The following is a 16,829-nucleotide window of genomic DNA, read 5'->3' as shown; positions in this document are numbered from 1 at the left end:
CGCGGCGTTGTAGACCTGGCAGCCCCTCCCCCGTTCGACCCTTAGGAGTGATCGTGGCCGGCGCCACCACCACCGTGACCGATGCGACGTTCGATGCCGACGTCCTCAAGAGCGACAAGCCCGTCCTCGTCGACTTCTGGGCCGAATGGTGCGGCCCGTGCCGCCAGGTGGCCCCGGTCCTGGAGGACATCGCCTCCGAGGAGGGCGACAAGCTCACCATCGCCAAGCTCGACGTCGACGCCAACCAGCAGACCGCCGCTGCGTACAACGTCATCTCCATCCCGACCCTGATCCTCTTCAAGAACGGCGAGCCGGTGAAGCAGATCACCGGTGCCCGTCCGAAGGCCGCGCTGCTGCGCGAGCTGGACGGCCTGATCTGAGGCACGTCCCCCCAGGACGCCACGAGGGCGGGGCTCCCCACCGGGAGCCCCGCCCTCGTCGTCCACCGGCACCCGGCGTCCGCCGGAAAGCGGCCGCGCTCAGAACGGCCGCAGCGCCGGCTCCTTCCGCCCACCGCCCAGCAGCCGCTCCAGCGCCCCCTCGACGTCCCCCCGCCAGGAGAGCGTGGTGCGCGCCTCCAGCCGCAGCCGCGGGTAACGGTGGTGCGGGCGGACCGTCTTGAAGCCCACCGCCAGCAGGTGCTCGGCCGGCAGCACACAGCTCACCGGCTGCCGCCCCACCGCCCCGAACGCCTCGATCGCCCGGAAGCCCCGGCCCAGCAGGTCCTTGGCCACCGTCTGCACCAGCACCCGGCCGATGCCCTGCCGCTGGAAGCCCGGCAGCACCCTGCTGACCATCAGCTGAACGGCGTCCGAGGAGACCGGACTGGTCGGGAAGGACTGCGCCCTCGGCACATACGCGGGCGGGGCGTAGAGCACGAAGCCGGCCGGCCGGTCGTCCACGTAGACCACCCGCCCGCAGGAGCCCCACTCCAGCAGGACCGCCGAGATCCACCCCTCCTTCTCCAGCTCCGGCTTGCCCGACTCGACCGCCGCCCGGCCACTGACCGGGTCCAGCTCCCAGAACACGCAGGAGCGGCAGGTCGACGGCAGGTCCGCGAGGTTGTCCAGCGTCAGCGGAACGATCCGGCGTCCCATGCCCCGCACCTCCTCGTCCACTCCACAGTCGAGCATTCCCCCTGAACGCCGATGGGTGCATGTTTCACGTGAAACAGCGCTCACGCGGAACATGCACCCATCGGCACGCCAGGTCGACCCGGCTCAGCCCTGCGACAGCCGCAGCCCGTCGTCGCCGGGCGCCATGCTGTCCAGGATCCGGTTGAGGTCGTCCACCGAGCCGAACTCCAGGACCACCTTGCCCTTGCCGAGCCTGCCGCCCCGCTGCGAGACCTCGACCTTCACCCGGGTGTCGAAGCGGTCGGAGAGCCGGCTCGCCAGGTCGTTGAAGGCCGGTGAGAGGATCTTGCCCGCCTTGGGGGACGGCCGCTTGGGCTTCTCCTCGCGCTGCATCAGCGCGACGAGCTCCTCGGTGGTCCGCACCGAGAGCCCCTCCGTGATGATCCGCTTGGCCAGCTCCTCCTGCCGCTCGATGTCCGGAGCCCCCAGCAGCGCCCGGGCGTGGCCGGCCGTCAGCACCCCGGCGGCCACCCTCCGCTGGACCGTCGGCGACAGCTTCAGCAGCCGCAGGGTGTTGGACACGTGCGACCGGGAGCGCCCGATCCGGTCCGCCAGCTCGTCATGGGTGCAGGAGAAGTCCCGCAGCAGCTGGTCGTAGGCGGCCGCCTCCTCCAGCGGGTTGAGCTCGGCCCGGTGCAGGTTCTCCAGCAGGGCGTCCAGCAGCAGCTTGTCGTCCTCGGTGGCCCGGACGATCGCCGGGATCTGCTCCAGACCGGCCTCCCGGGAGGCCCGCCAGCGCCGCTCGCCCATGATGAGCTCGAAGCGGCCCGGCGCCGCCTGGCGCACCACCACCGGCTGGAGCAGGCCCACCTCCTTGATCGAGGCGACCAGCTCGGCCAGCTTGTCCTCGTCGAACACCTCGCGCGGCTGACGCGGGTTCGGAGTGATCGCGTCCAGCGGCAGCTCGGCGAAGTAGGCGCCGTCCACCCGCGCGAGCTCCGCCTCGACGGCCTGCTCCCGCAGGCTCTCCGCGGCCGCCTTGGCCGCCAGCGTCCCGCGGCCGGACGGCAGCACCGGCACCGCGGTCGGCGAGACCGTCCCGGGCGAGGCCACCGGGGCCGCCGCCGGCTGCGCCGCGGCGCCGGTCCCGGCTCCACCGCCCGCCGGGGCGGCGGGGCCGATCAGCGCCCCCAGCCCTCGTCCCAGACCCCTGCGACCACTCACCGATTGCCCTCCGTCGTACCGTGCTGTGCCCCCGGGGCACCCTGCCCCGAACCGTCCCGCTGCTGCCCCACCAACGAGCCGCCGGCCCCCGCGGACACCGCCCGCTGTGCCAGCTCCCGGGCGGCCTCCAGGTAGGAGAGCGCACCGGTGGAGCCCGGATCGTAGGTGAGCACCGTCTGACCGTAGCTGGGCGCCTCCGAGATGCGGACCGAGCGCGGGATCGCGGTGTGCAGGACCTCCTGCTGGAAGTGCGTCCGGACCTCCTCCGCCACCTGGGCGGCCAGCCTGGTCCGGGCGTCGTACATGGTGAGCAGGATGGTGGAGACGTGCAGTGCCTGGTTGAGGTGCGCCCGGACCAACTCGACGTTGCGCAGCAGCTGGCCGAGGCCCTCCAGCGCGTAGTACTCGCACTGGATCGGGATCAGCACCTCCTGGCCGGCGACCAGGGCGTTGACCGTCAGCAGGCCCAGCGAGGGCGGACAGTCGATCAGGATGTAGTCCAGCGGCTGCTCATAGGCGGCGATCGCGCGCTGCAGCCGGCTCTCCCGGGCCACCAGCGACACCAGCTCGATCTCGGCGCCGGCCAGGTCGATGGTGGCGGGCACGCAGAACAGCCCCTCGACCTCGACCACCGGCTGCACCACGTCGGCCAGCGGCTTGCCCTCCACCAGGACGTCGTAGATCGACGGCACCTCGGCGTGGTGGTCGATGCCGAGCGCGGTCGAGGCGTTGCCCTGCGGGTCGAGGTCGATCACCAGGACGCGCAGGCCGTGCATGGCCAGCGAGGCGGCGAGGTTGACGGTGGTGGTGGTCTTGCCCACCCCGCCCTTCTGATTGGCCACCACCATCACCCGGGTGGCGGCGGGGCGGGGCAGTCCTTCGCCCGCTCGGCCGATGGCCTGGACCGCAGCCTGGGCAGCACGCGCGATGGGCGTGTCATCGATCTGGTCGATGGTCTCCGAGTCCTGCATGGGGCTCAGTGTTTCACGTGAAACCGGAGCGGCAACAGTCGCCGCCCGGCTGCGCGAGAGGATTCCCGAGAGGAGAGAGCGACGTTTCACGTGAAACACCATGCCCGCAATGTCGGAATTCTGACGATGCGACACTCCGATGGCCGGATGTCGTCCTGCGGTCCGCCCTCCCGTCACCCGGATGCCACCACCACCGGAAGACAGCACGGGCGGGGGATCCGTGGACCACCCCGCCCGTGTCAGGCATCACGTCCGGCTCAGCGGCCGCGCCGCCGGGGGCTGCGGCCCCGGTCGCCGCCGCGGGCGGAGCCGCCGGCCCGGCCGGCCTTGGCCGCGGCCTTCGCCCGGCGGGTCGCCGCCTTCACGCCGCCCGGGCTCTCCCCCACCTTGACCTGGACCACCCGGGTCGAGGTCTCCAGGGTGCCCTCGCCGACCGCGATCACCGAGCACTCCACCGCACCGAGCTTCGCCAGCCCGGCCCGCGAGTCGGCCAGCTCCTGCTCCGCGCTGTCGCCCTTGAGCGCCAGCATCTGGCCGTGCGGCCGCAGCAGCGGCAGCCCCCAGCCGGCCAGCCGCTCCAGCGGCGCCACCGCGCGGGCGGTCACCACGTCCACCGCCAGCTTGCCGACCATCTCCTCGGCCCGGCCGCGGAGCACGGTGACGTTCTCCAGCCCCAGCTCGCGGACCACCTCCTCCAGGAAGGTGGTGCGGCGCAGCAGCGGCTCCAGCAGGGTCACCGAGACGTCCGGCCGCGCCAGCGCCACCGGGATGCCGGGCAGACCGGCGCCGGAGCCGACGTCGCAGAGCGTCGTGCCGCCCGGAAGCAGCTCGGCGAGCACGGCGCAGTTCAGCACATGACGGTCCCAGAGCCGGGGCACCTCACGCGGGCCGATCAGTCCCCGGGTCACCCCCGCGGTGGCCAGCAGCTCGGTGTAGCGGACCGCGGCGTCGTACCGCTCGCCGAAGACCTCCCGGGCCACGGCCGGCGGCGCGGGCGGCGGCTCGACCGCCGGGCGCCCGCCGACGGCCTCGCCCTCGGCACCCGGGCTCCCGGCGCCCGTTCCCGGCCCGCCGGCAGCCGCGCTCTCCGTGTCCATCTCGAACTCTCCGCTCCCCGGATCCACCGACCCGCTCCTGCACCGTTTCACGTGAAACATCTCTCGCCGGGCCACCGCCCCGCGAAGGGACGACGACCCCGCCCGCGCGTGGCGGACGGGGTCGGGTCCTCGTGTCGCTTGCCGACCGCCAAAGCCGCCGGCGGTCACCCTGCCGTCAGGCCGGCAGCACGACCACGCACCGCTGGGGCTCCTCGCCCTCCGACTCACTGCGCAGACCGGCCGCGGCCACCGCGTCGTGGACGACCTTGCGCTCGAACGGGGTCATCGGGCGCAGCTTGACCTGCTCCCCCGAGCTCTTCACCTGCTCGGCGGCCTGGGCCCCGAGCGTCGCCAGCTCCGAGCGCTTGCGGGCCCGGAAGCCGGCGATGTCCAGCATGAGGCGGCTGCGCTCGCCGGTCTCCCGGTGGACGGCCAACCGGGTCAGCTCCTGCAGTGCCTCCAGCACCTCGCCGTCCTGGCCGACCAGCCGCTGCAGGGAGCGGTCGTCGCCGTCACCGACGATGGAGACCAGGGCGCGGTCGCCCTCGACGTCCATGTCGATGTCACCGTCGAGGTCGGCGATGTCGAGCAGACCCTCCAGGTAGTCCGCCGCGATGTCGCCCTCCTGCTCCAGGCGGGCGACGAGGCTCTCGTCGGCGCCGGCCTCGGCCTCGGCCTCGACGGCGGAGGTGATGCCTTCCGTCACTGATGGACTCCTTAGGAGATCGGGCCCGGGTGGTGGGCCGGTAACGAGGTTCAGGGGGCCGCGGGAGCGGTCCGGAGTGGACCGGTCACTTCTTCTTCGGCCGCTGACCGCCGCGCTTGGGCTGCTGCCGGCCGCCCTGCTGGCGGGCGGCGCCCGACTTGGCGCCCGTCGGACGGGCCGCGGTCTGCTTGGCGGCACCGGTGCCGCCCGACGAGCCGGCGGCGCCGGTCTCGGCGGACTCCGCCGGGGCGGCGTCGGCGGGCTGCTCGGCCGGGGCGTCCTTGGTCAGGCTCGCCGCCGGGGCGGCGCCGTGCTGGCGCTGCGACTTGCTCTGCTTCCGCGGCTGCTGCCGGCGTACCTGCACCGACTCCTCGACCACGGCCTCGGCGGTGACGGCCGACTTCTTCGCGGGGAGCAGGCCGAACAGCGGGCCCTTGATGACCGAGCCGTCCGGGTTCAGCCGGCCGGCCTTCTTCAGCCGGTCCTGGCGCTCGTCCCAGGCCTTGCTGCCCGGCGTCGGGTTGTTGCGGATGACGATCAGCTGCTGGCCCATCGACCAGACGTTGGTGGTCAGCCAGTAGACCAGGACACCGACCGGGAAGTTGATGCCCATCACGGCGAACATGATCGGGAAGACGTACATCAGCATCTTCTGCTGCTGCATGAACGGCGTCTTCACGGTGAGGTCGATGTTCTTGGTCATCAGCTGGCGCTGGGTGACGAACTGCGACGCCGACATCAGGATGATCATCACCGCGACGACGATCTTGACGCTGACGTCGGTGCTGCCGACGAAGGTCGCCGAGAGCGGGGCACCGAAGATGTGGGCCTGCTGGGCGCTGTCGAGCAGGGTGCCGTCGATCACGCCGATCGGCTTGCCGTCGGCGACCTTGGCGAGCACACCGTAGAGCGCGGTGAAGAACGGCGCCTGCACGAGGATGGGAAGGCAGCTGGAGAACGGGTTGGTACCCGCCTCCTTGTACAGCTTCATCATCTCTTCGGACTGGCGCTGGCGGTCGTTCTTGTACCGCTCCTGGATGGCCTTCATCTTCGGCTGGATCGCCTGCATGGCCCGGGTCGCCTTGATCTGCTTCACGAAGAGCGGGATCAGGCAGATCCGGATGACGACCACCATCGAGGCGATGGCCAGACCCCAGGCCCAGCCACCGTTCGGATCGAAAACGTGGCTGTACAGCGAGTGGAACTGGACGATGATCCAGGACACCGCTGTGTACAGGGGGTTGAGGAAGGAGAAGGTCACCGGTCAGGCTCCTTGGACATTGGGATCGGCCCCACGGGACCAATGGTCGCCGGGCCCTCGGGGTCCGGACCGGCGGGGGGCGTGATCACCGGCTGGTCGGCGGCGGACCGGCCCTTCAGCCGGTCCCGCAGCCGGCGGTGCCACACCGGATGCTTGCGCGGCGGGACGTGATCGACCCCGCCGGGAGTCCACGGATTGCAGCGCAGGATGCGCCACACGGTCAGGGCGCCGCCCTTCACCGCCCCGTGCGTCTTCACGGCCTCGAAGCCGTAGTGCGAGCAGGACGGGTAGTAGCGGCACACCGGACCGAGCAGTGGGCTGATGGTCCACTGGTAGACCCTGATCAGACCCATCAGCAGGTACTTCATCGACCTGTTCCCGTCGGCGCCGAGGCGGTGTGCTCGGCCTTGAGCAGCCGCTTGAGCGCCGCGTCCAGGTCACGTTCGAGGTCCTGGTACGAGGCGGACGCGGCCGGGGGCAGCGCACGCACCACTATCAGGCTACCGGCGGGCAGCCGGGACAGACGATCACGCACGAGATCGCGCAACCGGCGCTTGACCAGGTTGCGGGTGACCGCCGGGCCGACGGCCTTGCTCACGACGAAACCCGCACGCGCCGAAGGAGTCCCCTCGGCGACGTGCGGGCGGGTGTCGCTGGTCCGGTCGGTGCGGCCCCCGGTGGCGTCCTCTCTGGCGAGATGGACGACCAGCAGGGGCCTACCGGCCCGGCGACCGCGTTTCACCGCGGTCGCGAAGTCCTGGCGCCGCCGCAGCCGATTCTCGGAGGGCAGCACAGCAGACTCTGGTGCGGATCAGGCGGACAGGCTGGCGCGGCCCTTGCCACGGCGGGCGGCCAGGATGGCGCGGCCGGCGCGGGTACGCATACGCAGCCGGAAGCCGTGGGTCTTCGCGCGACGACGGTTGTTCGGCTGGAAGGTGCGCTTGCTCACTCGGGGGCTCCTGAGGTGAATCGTAGGATGACGGGGAGTCGCTTGGCCGTCACCGTGCGTCCGCGTGATCTCCCCTGTTTCGGAAATCCGGCCCCGTTTCCCCAGTTCGGCTGGGGTTTGAGGCAATCCACGGCGCCCGTGCTGCGCGCCTTATGGAGCGGGCGGACCCGCGGACATGCGGCAGCGGCCATCGACAACTCGACCTGGTTACGGTACGCGGGACGGGGCGCGAGGGTCAAACCAGCCCTTCGGGGCCCGTTTACCCACAGCCTGTGGACAACGACTTGATCCGTCTCTGTTCGCTGACTACCGTTGCAGGACTTGTCTGGTTTGTTCATCGGAAAGCGTGCACCAGTGGCTGATGTCAACAGCGACCTCGTCCCGGTCTGGGCGAGGGTCGTAGAGCGGCTGGTCGGCGACCCGGACATCGGGGAGATGGACAAGCAGTGGGTGCAGCGCACCCAGCCCATGTGGATGATGCACGACACCGCCCTGCTGGCGGCCCCGAACGAGCGGGCCAAGCAGGTGCTGGAGGGCCGGCTGCTGCCGCAGCTGACCGAGGCGCTCTCCCGTGAGCTGGCCCGCCCGGTGCGGATCGCCGTGATGGTCGACGCCAACGCGATGCCGACCTCCCCCGGCCCGCAGGCCCCCGCCGAGCCGTACCCGAGCCCGTCCGAGCAGGACGCCGGCGGCTACGGCGAGCAGGGCTACCCGCAGTCCTACGAACAGGACTACAAGCAGGACTACGAGCCGGAGTACGAGCAGGGCTACGAGCGGCCCCGCTACGACACCGGCGGCTACGAGCAGCACCGCCCGCCGTACGGCGCCCCGGCGGGCGGCAACCAGGCCTGGCCCGGCTACCACGAGCAGCCGCCGGCCTACCGCGAGCCCGACGAGCCGGCGCCCCGGCCCGCGCCGCGCCCCGTCCCCGCGCCGCCCTCGACCACCCAGGGCGACCTCTTCGGCGGCGCCTACGGCCCCGGCCCGGGCGAGCACCCGCGGACCGCCTCCGGCCGCCGCTCCCCCGCGGCCCGTCCGGCCGCCGCCCGCGGCGGGGAGAAGGCCCCCGCCGAGCGTGCCACCGACCGCCCGGCGGTCCCCGGTGTGCCCGCCCCGCCCGGCGCGCCCCCGGCCGGCGGCTCCCGCAAGGACGAGCCGGCCGCCCGGCTGAACCCCAAGTACCTGTTCGACACCTTCGTCATCGGCGCGAGCAACCGCTTCGCGCACGCGGCGGCGGTGGCGGTCGCCGAGGCCCCGGCCAAGGCGTACAACCCGCTCTTCATCTACGGCGAGTCCGGGCTGGGCAAGACCCACCTGCTGCACGCCATCGGGCACTACTCGCGCAGCCTCTTCCCGGGTACCCGGGTGCGGTACGTGTCCTCGGAGGAGTTCACCAACGAGTTCATCAACTCCATCCGGGACGGCAAGGCGGACACCTTCCGCAAGCGCTACCGGGACATGGACATCCTGCTCGTGGACGACGTGCAGTTCCTGGCGAGCAAGGAGTCCACGCAGGAGGAGTTCTTCCACACCTTCAACACCCTGCACAACGCCAACAAGCAGATCGTGCTCTCCTCCGACCGGCCGCCCAAGCTGCTGACCACGCTGGAGGACCGGCTGCGCAACCGCTTCGAGTGGGGTCTGATCACCGACGTCACCCCGCCGGAGCTGGAGACCCGGATCGCGATCCTGCGCAAGAAGGCGATCCAGGAGCAACTCAACGCTCCCGCCGACGTGTTGGAGTTCATCGCGTCCCGGATCACTCGGAACATCCGGGAGTTGGAGGGGGCCCTCATCCGGGTCACCGCCTTCGCCAACCTCAACCGGGCGCCGGTCGACCTGGAGCTGGCCGGGATCGTCCTCAAGGACCTCATCCCGGGCGGCGACGAGGACGCCGGGCCGGAGATCACCGCCCAGGTGATCATGCAGCAGACCGCCGCCTACTTCGGGCTCGGGGTGGACGACCTCTGCGGATCCTCGCGCAGCCGCGTGCTGGTGACCGCGCGTCAGATCGCCATGTACCTCTGCCGGGAGCTCACCGACCTCTCACTGCCGAAGATCGGCGCGCAGTTCGGCGGCCGCGACCACACCACCGTGATGCACGCCGACCGCAAGATCCGGTCACTCATGGCCGAGCGGCGCTCGATCTACAACCAGGTCACCGAGCTGACCAACCGCATCAAGAGCTAGCCGGCCGGGCCCGTCGGGGGACGGGCCCCAGGTGGCCGGAAAAGGGCGTCAGGAGCGATCCTGGCGCCCTTTCGGCATATCCACAGGTGTGCACGGCGCGGCCGCGGGGCAGGGATGGCGGTGACGGACGCTCCGCCAGTCCACAGCCCGCGCCGAACATCTGACCGGGGATTCGAACGCCACCGGTGCGCGAGGCGGAAATCCACAGGTGGGGCCGGTTCTCCGTCATCCACAGGCCGTGGCGCCGGAAGTTATCCAGAATTCCTCCACAGGGCCGCCGCCGCTACGCTCTTCCGCGCAGGTCAGGTGCCTGTGGACTTGTGCACAACCGTTATCCACAGGGTGTGGACAATTGTGGGCCCGTCAGTGGGCCGTCCGGGTTGTCCACCGGTTGTCCCCAGGCCGGGCGAGGTTATCCCCAGGTTGTCCACAGGCGTGTCCACAGTTCGACAACCTTCTGCCCCCGTTCATGCCCAGGTGTGAAAGCCGTCACGAAAAGTTGACCGGCGCCCGTGGATAACCACGCCCGGATCTGGGGACAGTGCTGGGGATAACCTGTGGATACTCAGCGTGCCCTGTGGGTAACGCTCCGCCGTCCACAGGGGGCCGTGTTCGTCCACAGCCGCCATCCACATGTCCTGTGGACAAAAAACCGGGCCTGACCTGCGCAAACAGGGTTATCCACGGTTTCCACAGGCCCTACTACTACCACTACACCTATAGACCGTTCGCCTGGTTCAAAAGCGGGTGGGCTCGAAATCTGTGGACAACCGCTCCCCGACATCCGTTCGAGTTGCTTCCGCCCGTCTGCCCCGTCTGTCGGTGGAGTACGTCAGACTGTCCTCGGCGACTGGAAGCGGAGCGGCGGAGCTCGGCGGCCAGCCGCGCCGAAGACCAAGATCAGAAGAACCAGACGTGCGAGCGGGAGCGCTCGATCCAGGAGGCGGTTACCGGTGAAGTTCCGGGTGGAGCGTGACGTCCTCGCGGAGGCGGTGGCCTGGGCTGCCCGCAGCCTCCCGGCACGGCCGCCGGTGCCGGTGCTGGCCGGCCTGCTGCTGACGGCCCAGGACGGCAGCCTGGCGCTGTCCGGCTTCGACTACGAGGTCTCGGCCCGGGTCGAGTTGGAGGCCGACATCGAGGAGGCCGGCACCGTGCTGGTCTCCGGCCGGCTGCTCAACGACATCTCGCGCAACCTTCCCAACAGGCCTGTGGAGATCTCCACCGACGGCCAGCGGGTCAGCGTGGTCTGCGGCAGCTCCCGGTTCACCCTGCCCACCCTCCCGGTGGACGAGTACCCGGCGCTGCCCCAGATGCCGACCGCGACCGGCACCGTCCCCGGGGACGTCTTCGCCTCCGCGGTCAGCCAGGCCGCCGTGGCCGCCGGCCGCGACGACACCCTGCCGGTGCTCACCGGCGTCCGGGTCGAGATCGAGGGCGACCGGATCACCCTGGCCGCCACCGACCGCTACCGCTTCGCGGTCCGCGAGCTGCTGTGGAAGCCCGAGCAGTCCGACATCTCGGCGGTCGCGCTGGTCCCGGCCAAGACCCTCCAGGACATCGCCAAGTCCCTGGGCAGCGGCGACAGCGTCTCCATCGCGCTCTCCTCGGGCGGCGCGGGCGAGGGCCTGATCGGCTTCGAGGGCGCCGGCCGGCGGACCACCACCCGCCTGCTGGAGGGCGAGTTCCCCAAGTACCGCAGCCTCTTCCCGACCGAGTTCAACGCGATCGCGGCGATCCAGACCCAGCCCTTCCTGGAGGCCCTCAAGCGCGTCTCCCTGGTCGCCGAGCGCAACACCCCGGTCCGGCTGAACTTCGAGGAGGGCGTGCTCACCCTGGAGGCCGGCTCCGGCGACGACGCCCAGGCCACCGAGCGGATCGACGCCTCGCTGGAGGGCGACGCCATCTCGATCGCGTTCAACCCGGGCTACCTGGAGGAGGGCCTCAAGGCCATCGACTCCGCCTACGCCCAGCTGAGCTTCACCACCCCGACCAAGCCCGCGCTGCTCAGCGGCAAGGCCGCGGTGGACTCCGAGGCGGACGAGGCCTACCAGTACCTGATCATGCCGGTCCGCCTCTCCGGCTGAGCCGACACCGCTCCCGGGCCGGTCCGGCCGCCACCGGACCGGCCCGGGAGCCGTTCCTCCACGGCTCCGTCCACAGCCCTGTGCACAAACCTGTGGAACCCTCCCCCGGTCGGCCCGACCACGCGGAGGCCCTTCCGCTCCAGCACGTAGGCTCAAGGTGGCGCGGCAACGGCGCCGCCCGCAGGGACGTCACCACAGGTAAGGATTTGGCTATGGAGCTCGGCCTCATCGGTCTCGGCAAGATGGGCGGCAACATGCGCGAGCGGATCCGCCGCGCCGGCCACACCGTCATCGGCTACGACCGCAACCCCGACATCTCCGACGTCGAGAGCCTCCAGGAGCTGGTCTCCAAGCTGCAGGGCCCGCGGGTCGTCTGGGTCATGGTCCCGGCGGGCGCCGCCACCCAGGCCACCGTGGACGAGCTGGCCGAGCTGCTCTCGCCCGGTGACGTGGTCGTCGACGGCGGCAACTCCCGCTGGACCGACGACATCAAGCACGCCGAGGCGCTGGCCGCCAAGGGCATCGGCTTCGTCGACTGCGGTGTCTCCGGCGGCGTCTGGGGCCTGGAGAACGGCTACGCGCTGATGTACGGCGGCGACGCCGAGCACGTGGCCAAGGTCCAGCCGGTCTTCGACGCGCTCAAGCCCGAGGGCGACTTCGGCTCGGTGCACGCGGGCGCCGTCGGCGCCGGCCACTTCGCCAAGATGGTCCACAACGGCATCGAGTACGCGATGATGCAGGCCTTCGCCGAGGGCTGGGAGCTGCTGGAGGCCGCCCCCGAGGTCACCGACGTCCGCGAGGTCTTCCGCAGCTGGCAGGAGGGCACCGTGATCCGCTCCTGGCTGCTCGACCTGGCCGTGCGCGCCCTGGACGACGACGAGCACCTGGCCAAGCTCAAGGGCTGGGCCGCCGACTCGGGCGAGGGCCGCTGGACCGTCGAGGCCGCGATCGACCACGCCGTGCCGCTGCCGGCGATCACCGCCTCGCTGTTCGCCCGCTTCGCCTCCCGCCAGGAGGACTCGCCGCAGATGAAGATGATCGCCGCGCTGCGCAACCAGTTCGGCGGCCACGCGGTCGAGTCGAAGTAGTCCCCGCAGTCCCTCCCCAGAAGGCGAGCGCAGTCCACCGTCATGCACGTCGCGCACCTGTCGCTCGCCGACTTCCGTTCCTACGCCCGGGCCGAGGTCGCCCTCGACCCGGGCGTGACGGCCTTCGTCGGCCCCAACGGCCAGGGCAAGACCAACCTGGTCGAGGCGGTCGGCTACGTCGCCACCCTGGGCAGCCACCGGGTGGCCACCGACGCCCCGCTGATCCGGCTGGGCGCCGAGCGCGCGGTGATCCGCACCTCGGTGGTGGACCGCGGCCGCTCCACCCTGGTCGAGCTGGAGATCACCCCCGGCAAGGCCAACCGGGCCCGGATCAACCGCTCCGACAACGTGCGCCCGCGCGATGTGCTGGGCCTGCTGCGCACCGTGCTGTTCGCCCCCGAGGACCTCGCCCTGGTCAAGGGCGACCCGGGGGAGCGCCGGCGCTTCCTGGACGAGCTGCTGACCGCCCGCGCGCCCCGGCTGGCCGGGGTCCGGCAGGACTACGAGCGGGTGCTCAAGCAGCGCAACGCCCTGCTGAAGACCGCCGCGATGGCCCGCCGGGCCGGCGGCGGCAAGGGCGCCGACCTCTCCACCCTGGAGGTCTGGGACGGCCACCTGGCCCGGGCCGGCGCCGAACTCACCGCCTTCCGCCTCCAGCTGGTGGCCGCCCTCCAGCCGCTGGTCACGGCCGCCTACGGGCAGCTCGCGCCGGGCGGCGGCGACACCGCGCTGGAGTACCGCAGCTCCTTCGAGGGCGAGCTGCCGACCAGCCGCGAGCAGGCCGAGGAGCAGCTGCTGCAGGCGCTGCGGACGGCCCGCAAGCAGGAGGTCGAGCGGGGGATCACCCTGGTCGGCCCGCACCGCGACGAGCTGGTGCTCAAGCTCGGCCCGCTGCCTGCCAAGGGCTACGCCAGCCACGGCGAGTCCTGGTCCTTCGCGCTGGCGCTGCGGCTGGCGTCGTACGAGCTGCTGCGCTCCGACGGGGGCGAGCCGGTGCTGATCCTGGACGACGTCTTCGCCGAGCTGGACGCCGCCCGCCGCGACCGGCTGGCCGAGCTGGTGGCCGGCGGCGAGCAGGTGCTGGTGACCGCGGCGGTGGCCGAGGACGTGCCGAAGGCGCTGGCCGGCGCCCGGTACACGGTCGCCGACGGCGACGTCCAGCGCGTCGACGGCTGACCACTCGACCGCGCGCGACCGCGCCCCGCCCGTGCCCGACCACGCCCGACCGCCCGCCGCCGGCGGTCGCACACCCGTGTCCGCACCCCCCTGTCGATACCCCCGGGACCGCCCACCCGAGCCGCCGCGTGCCCGCCCGGCTCCCGTACGCTGGACGGCTCACCGTTGTCCACAGGGTGGGGATAAGGAGATCGCCGTGAGCGATTCGGCGGAGCACCCCGGGCCGACCGGTGCCGACCTGGCGCGTTCGGCGCTGCGGGCGGCGCGGGCGCAGGCCCGCCAGCGCGGTGAGCAGGTGCGCGAGAAGCGCGAGGCGAAGCGGCACGGCCTGCGCAGCGGGGCCCGCTCGGACGGCCGCGACCCGGTGCCGCTGGGGGCGGCGCTGACCCGGCTGCTGACCGAGCGGGGCTGGGAGTCCTCGGCCGCGGTCGGCGGGGTGATGGGCCGTTGGCCGCAGATCGTCGGGCCGGACATCGCCGCGCACTGTACGCCCACCGCCTACGACGACGAGGCCGCGGTGCTCACGGTGCAGTGCGACTCCACCGCCTGGGCCACCCAACTCCGCTGGCTGGCGCGGCAGTTGGTGGCCCGTCTGAACCATGAGCTGGGCCACGGCACGGTCCGCACCATCAAGGTGCTCGGCCCCGCCGCCCCGGTGCGCGGCTACGGCCGGCTGCGCGCCCCCGGCAGCAAGGGTCCCGGCGACACCTGGGGCTGAGCCCGGAGGGCCCGCGGGCGGAGCGGACCGTAATCCTCCGGAACCCCTGACGGCCCTGCCAGGCGCTCTGAGCCCCCCGGGCGAGTATCGGGACATGTCCCGAGGGGATTCAGGGCGCCATTTCTGCCCTCAGAGGCTGCCAAACGCCCATCGATGTCAGTCGTACCGGTAGACTGGGGGCCAAACACTGTTGCTAGTGGCAACCGAGTCGAAACGCCGTGGTCGCACGCCCGCCCGCAGAGGGAGCGGGGATGCGGCCCGCGCTGTGCCAGAGAGGGCGCTTCGTGGCCGATTCCGGCAACCCCAGCCAGATCCCAGACCAGACCGACCAGTCCGACAGGTCCTACGACGCGAGCGCCATCCAGGTGCTGGAGGGCCTCGACGCCGTCCGCAAGCGCCCCGGCATGTACATCGGCTCGACCGGTGAGCGCGGCCTGCACCACCTGGTGCAGGAGATCGTGGACAACTCCGTCGACGAGGCGATGGCCGGGCACGCGGACACCATCGACGTGAGGCTGCTGGCCGACGGCGGCGTGCGCGTGATCGACAACGGCCGAGGCATCCCGGTCGGCATCATGCCGGGCCAGGGCAAGCCGGCCGTCGAGGTCGTGCTGACGGTTCTGCACGCGGGCGGCAAGTTCGGCAACGGCGGCTACGCGGTCTCCGGCGGTCTGCACGGCGTCGGCGTCTCGGTGGTGAACGCGCTCTCCACCCGGCTCGCGGTGGAGATCCACACCGACGGCCACCGCTGGACGCAGGAGTACAAGGCCGGCACCCCGACCGCCCCGCTGTCCCAGCACGAGGCCACCGAGCGCACCGGCACCAGCGTCACCTTCTGGGCCGACCCGGAGATCTTCGAGACCACGGTCTACTCCTTCGAGACGCTCTCCCGCCGGTTCCAGGAGATGGCGTTCCTCAACAAGGGCCTGACCATCGCGCTGACCGACGAGCGCCCCGAGCACGTCGACGAGGAGGGCAAGCCGCTCTCCGTCACGTACAAGTACGACGGCGGCATCGCCGACTTCGTCGCCCACCTCAACTCCCGCAAGGGCGAGGCCGTCCACCCCTCGGTGATCGACTTCGAGGCGGAGGACAAGGACAAGGCGATCTCGGTGGAGATCGCCATGCAGTGGAACTCCTCGTACACCGAGGGGGTCTACTCCTTCGCCAACACCATCCACACCCACGGCGGCGGCACCCACGAGGAGGGCTTCCGCGCCGCGCTGACCGGCCTGGTCAACCGCTACGCGCGGGACAAGAAGCTGCTCCGCGAGAAGGACGACAACCTCTCCGGCGAGGACATCCGCGAGGGCCTGACCGCGATCATCTCGGTCAAGCTCGGCGAGCCGCAGTTCGAGGGCCAGACCAAGGACAAGCTCGGCAACACCGAGGCGAAGACCTTCGTCCAGAAGGTCGTCCACGAGCACCTCAACGACTGGCTGGACCGCAACCCCAACGAGGCCGCGGACATCATCCGCAAGTCCATCCAGGCCGCCACCGCGCGCGTCGCCGCCCGCAAGGCGCGCGACCTCACCCGTCGCAAGGGCCTGCTGGAGTCCGCCTCGCTGCCCGGCAAGCTCAGCGACTGCCAGTCCAAGGACCCGGCCGAGTGCGAGATCTTCATCGTCGAGGGTGACTCCGCCGGCGGCTCGGCCAAGCAGGGCCGCGACCCGCGGATCCAGGCCATCCTGCCGATCCGCGGCAAGATCCTGAACGTCGAGAAGGCCCGGATCGACAAGGTGCTGCAGAACACCGAGGTCCAGGCGCTGATCTCGGCCTTCGGCTGCGGCATCCAGGAGGACTACGACGAGGCCAAGCTCCGGTACCACAAGATCGTGCTGATGGCCGACGCCGACGTCGACGGTCAGCACATCCGGACGCTGCTGCTCACCCTGCTGTTCCGCTTCATGCGGCCGCTGGTCGAGTCCGGCTACGTCTACCTGGCGATGCCGCCGCTGTACAAGATCAAGTGGGGCAAGGACGACTTCGAGTACGTCTACTCGGACCGCGAGCGCGACGCCGTGATCGCGGCGGGCGTGGCCGCCGGCCGCCGCCTGCCCAAGGACGACGCGATCCAGCGGTTCAAGGGTCTCGGCGAGATGAACGCCGAGGAGCTCCGGGTCACCACCATGGACCAGGCCCACCGCCTGCTGCTCCAGGTCACCCTGGAGGACGCCGCCCGCGCCGACGAGCTGTTCTCCGTCCTGATGGGCGAGGACGTCGAGGCCCGTCGCTCCTTCATCCAGCGCAACGCCAAGGACGTCCGCTTCCTGGACGTGTGACGCCTGC

Annotated in this window: 16 protein-coding genes; 7 read left to right on the top strand and 9 right to left on the bottom strand. The window is 71.4% G+C overall.

Annotated elements, in window-relative coordinates:
* Positions 1–53 precede the first annotated feature (53 nt).
* Positions 54–380 (top strand): thioredoxin, encoded by a 327-nt coding sequence (gene trxA, locus ACFZBX_RS05750; RefSeq protein WP_344330044.1) that lies wholly within the window; start codon positions 54–56, stop codon positions 378–380.
* Between the two features lie 99 nt (positions 381–479).
* Here trxA and ACFZBX_RS05745 read toward each other — a convergent pair whose 3' ends face one another.
* From ACFZBX_RS05745 to rpmH, 9 genes are all read right to left on the bottom strand, one after another.
* Entirely contained in the window at positions 480–1,097 is a 618-nt protein-coding gene (locus tag ACFZBX_RS05745) for a GNAT family N-acetyltransferase (protein WP_344330057.1), read from the bottom strand.
* Between the two features lie 123 nt (positions 1,098–1,220).
* The gene (locus ACFZBX_RS05740) at positions 1,221–2,300 is read right to left on the bottom strand and encodes a ParB/RepB/Spo0J family partition protein (RefSeq protein ID WP_391531688.1); all 1,080 of its coding nucleotides are present in this window, start codon (positions 2,298–2,300) and stop codon (positions 1,221–1,223) included.
* Positions 2,297–3,271, bottom strand: coding sequence for a ParA family protein (locus ACFZBX_RS05735; RefSeq protein ID WP_391531687.1), 975 nt, complete (start codon positions 3,269–3,271; stop codon positions 2,297–2,299). The genes ACFZBX_RS05740 and ACFZBX_RS05735 overlap by 4 nt, the downstream gene beginning before the upstream one ends.
* A gap of 257 nt (positions 3,272–3,528) precedes the next feature.
* The gene (rsmG, locus tag ACFZBX_RS05730) at positions 3,529–4,368 is read right to left on the bottom strand and encodes a 16S rRNA (guanine(527)-N(7))-methyltransferase RsmG (RefSeq protein WP_380753490.1); all 840 of its coding nucleotides are present in this window, start codon (positions 4,366–4,368) and stop codon (positions 3,529–3,531) included.
* A 175-nt stretch (positions 4,369–4,543) separates the two neighbouring features.
* Positions 4,544–5,074: a protein jag gene (locus ACFZBX_RS05725; RefSeq protein WP_391531686.1), complete on the bottom strand. Its 531-nt coding sequence runs from the start codon at positions 5,072–5,074 to the stop codon at positions 4,544–4,546.
* Positions 5,075–5,159: 85 nt separating this feature from the next.
* Positions 5,160–6,335 carry a membrane protein insertase YidC gene (gene yidC / locus ACFZBX_RS05720; protein WP_391531685.1) on the bottom strand — a complete coding sequence of 392 codons (1,176 nt, stop codon included), beginning with the start codon at positions 6,333–6,335 and terminating at the stop codon, positions 5,160–5,162.
* Positions 6,332–6,703, bottom strand: coding sequence for a membrane protein insertion efficiency factor YidD (gene yidD, locus ACFZBX_RS05715; protein ID WP_380753498.1), 372 nt, complete (start codon positions 6,701–6,703; stop codon positions 6,332–6,334). The genes yidC and yidD overlap by 4 nt, the downstream gene beginning before the upstream one ends.
* Positions 6,700–7,128 (bottom strand): ribonuclease P protein component, encoded by a 429-nt coding sequence (gene rnpA, locus ACFZBX_RS05710; protein WP_391531684.1) that lies wholly within the window; start codon positions 7,126–7,128, stop codon positions 6,700–6,702. Before rnpA ends, yidD begins: the two co-directional genes overlap by 4 nt.
* 18 nt (positions 7,129–7,146) lie before the next feature.
* Positions 7,147–7,284, bottom strand: coding sequence for a 50S ribosomal protein L34 (rpmH, locus tag ACFZBX_RS05705; RefSeq protein WP_030059672.1), 138 nt, complete (start codon positions 7,282–7,284; stop codon positions 7,147–7,149).
* 354 nt (positions 7,285–7,638) lie between these two features.
* On the opposite strand from rpmH, the gene dnaA reads away from it, so the two are divergent.
* The 6 genes from dnaA (at position 7,639) to gyrB (ending at position 16,822) form a co-directional block, all read left to right on the top strand.
* Positions 7,639–9,474 carry a chromosomal replication initiator protein DnaA gene (gene dnaA / locus ACFZBX_RS05700; protein ID WP_391531683.1) on the top strand — a complete coding sequence of 612 codons (1,836 nt, stop codon included), beginning with the start codon at positions 7,639–7,641 and terminating at the stop codon, positions 9,472–9,474.
* Between the two features lie 953 nt (positions 9,475–10,427).
* Positions 10,428–11,558, top strand: a complete 1,131-nt coding sequence (dnaN, locus tag ACFZBX_RS05695) for a DNA polymerase III subunit beta (protein WP_380753506.1) — start codon at positions 10,428–10,430, stop codon at positions 11,556–11,558.
* A gap of 212 nt (positions 11,559–11,770) precedes the next feature.
* Positions 11,771–12,646 carry a phosphogluconate dehydrogenase (NAD(+)-dependent, decarboxylating) gene (gene gnd, locus ACFZBX_RS05690; RefSeq protein WP_391531682.1) on the top strand — a complete coding sequence of 292 codons (876 nt, stop codon included), beginning with the start codon at positions 11,771–11,773 and terminating at the stop codon, positions 12,644–12,646.
* Between the two features lie 42 nt (positions 12,647–12,688).
* Positions 12,689–13,822, top strand: coding sequence for a DNA replication/repair protein RecF (gene recF, locus ACFZBX_RS05685; protein WP_391531681.1), 1,134 nt, complete (start codon positions 12,689–12,691; stop codon positions 13,820–13,822).
* A 196-nt stretch (positions 13,823–14,018) separates the two neighbouring features.
* Positions 14,019–14,540, top strand: coding sequence for a DciA family protein (locus ACFZBX_RS05680; protein ID WP_350543082.1), 522 nt, complete (start codon positions 14,019–14,021; stop codon positions 14,538–14,540).
* Between the two features lie 251 nt (positions 14,541–14,791).
* Positions 14,792–16,822 carry a DNA topoisomerase (ATP-hydrolyzing) subunit B gene (gene gyrB / locus ACFZBX_RS05675; RefSeq protein WP_391531680.1) on the top strand — a complete coding sequence of 677 codons (2,031 nt, stop codon included), beginning with the start codon at positions 14,792–14,794 and terminating at the stop codon, positions 16,820–16,822.
* The last annotated feature ends 7 nt before the right edge of the window (positions 16,823–16,829 follow it).

It is taken from the genome of Kitasatospora sp. NPDC008115, assembly GCF_042957205.1.
GTDB lineage: Bacteria > Actinomycetota > Actinomycetes > Streptomycetales > Streptomycetaceae > Kitasatospora.
Note: the sequence above shows the minus strand (reverse complement) of the source record. Positions and strands in the feature narration are given on the sequence as shown.

Excerpts from the sequence above, each read along its gene's own strand:
- yidD (WP_380753498.1), bottom strand. The coding sequence starts at position 6,703 with ATGAAGTACCTGCTGATGGGTCTGATCAGGGTCTACCAGTGGACCATC.
- ACFZBX_RS05735 (WP_391531687.1), bottom strand. The coding sequence starts at position 3,271 with ATGCAGGACTCGGAGACCATCGACCAGATCGATGACACGCCCATCGCG.
- gnd (WP_391531682.1), top strand. The coding sequence starts at position 11,771 with ATGGAGCTCGGCCTCATCGGTCTCGGCAAGATGGGCGGCAACATGCGC.
- ACFZBX_RS05745 (WP_344330057.1), bottom strand. The coding sequence starts at position 1,097 with ATGGGACGCCGGATCGTTCCGCTGACGCTGGACAACCTCGCGGACCTG.
- gyrB (WP_391531680.1), top strand. The coding sequence starts at position 14,792 with ATGCGGCCCGCGCTGTGCCAGAGAGGGCGCTTCGTGGCCGATTCCGGC.
- rsmG (WP_380753490.1), bottom strand. The coding sequence starts at position 4,368 with ATGGACACGGAGAGCGCGGCTGCCGGCGGGCCGGGAACGGGCGCCGGG.
- recF (WP_391531681.1), top strand. The coding sequence starts at position 12,689 with ATGCACGTCGCGCACCTGTCGCTCGCCGACTTCCGTTCCTACGCCCGG.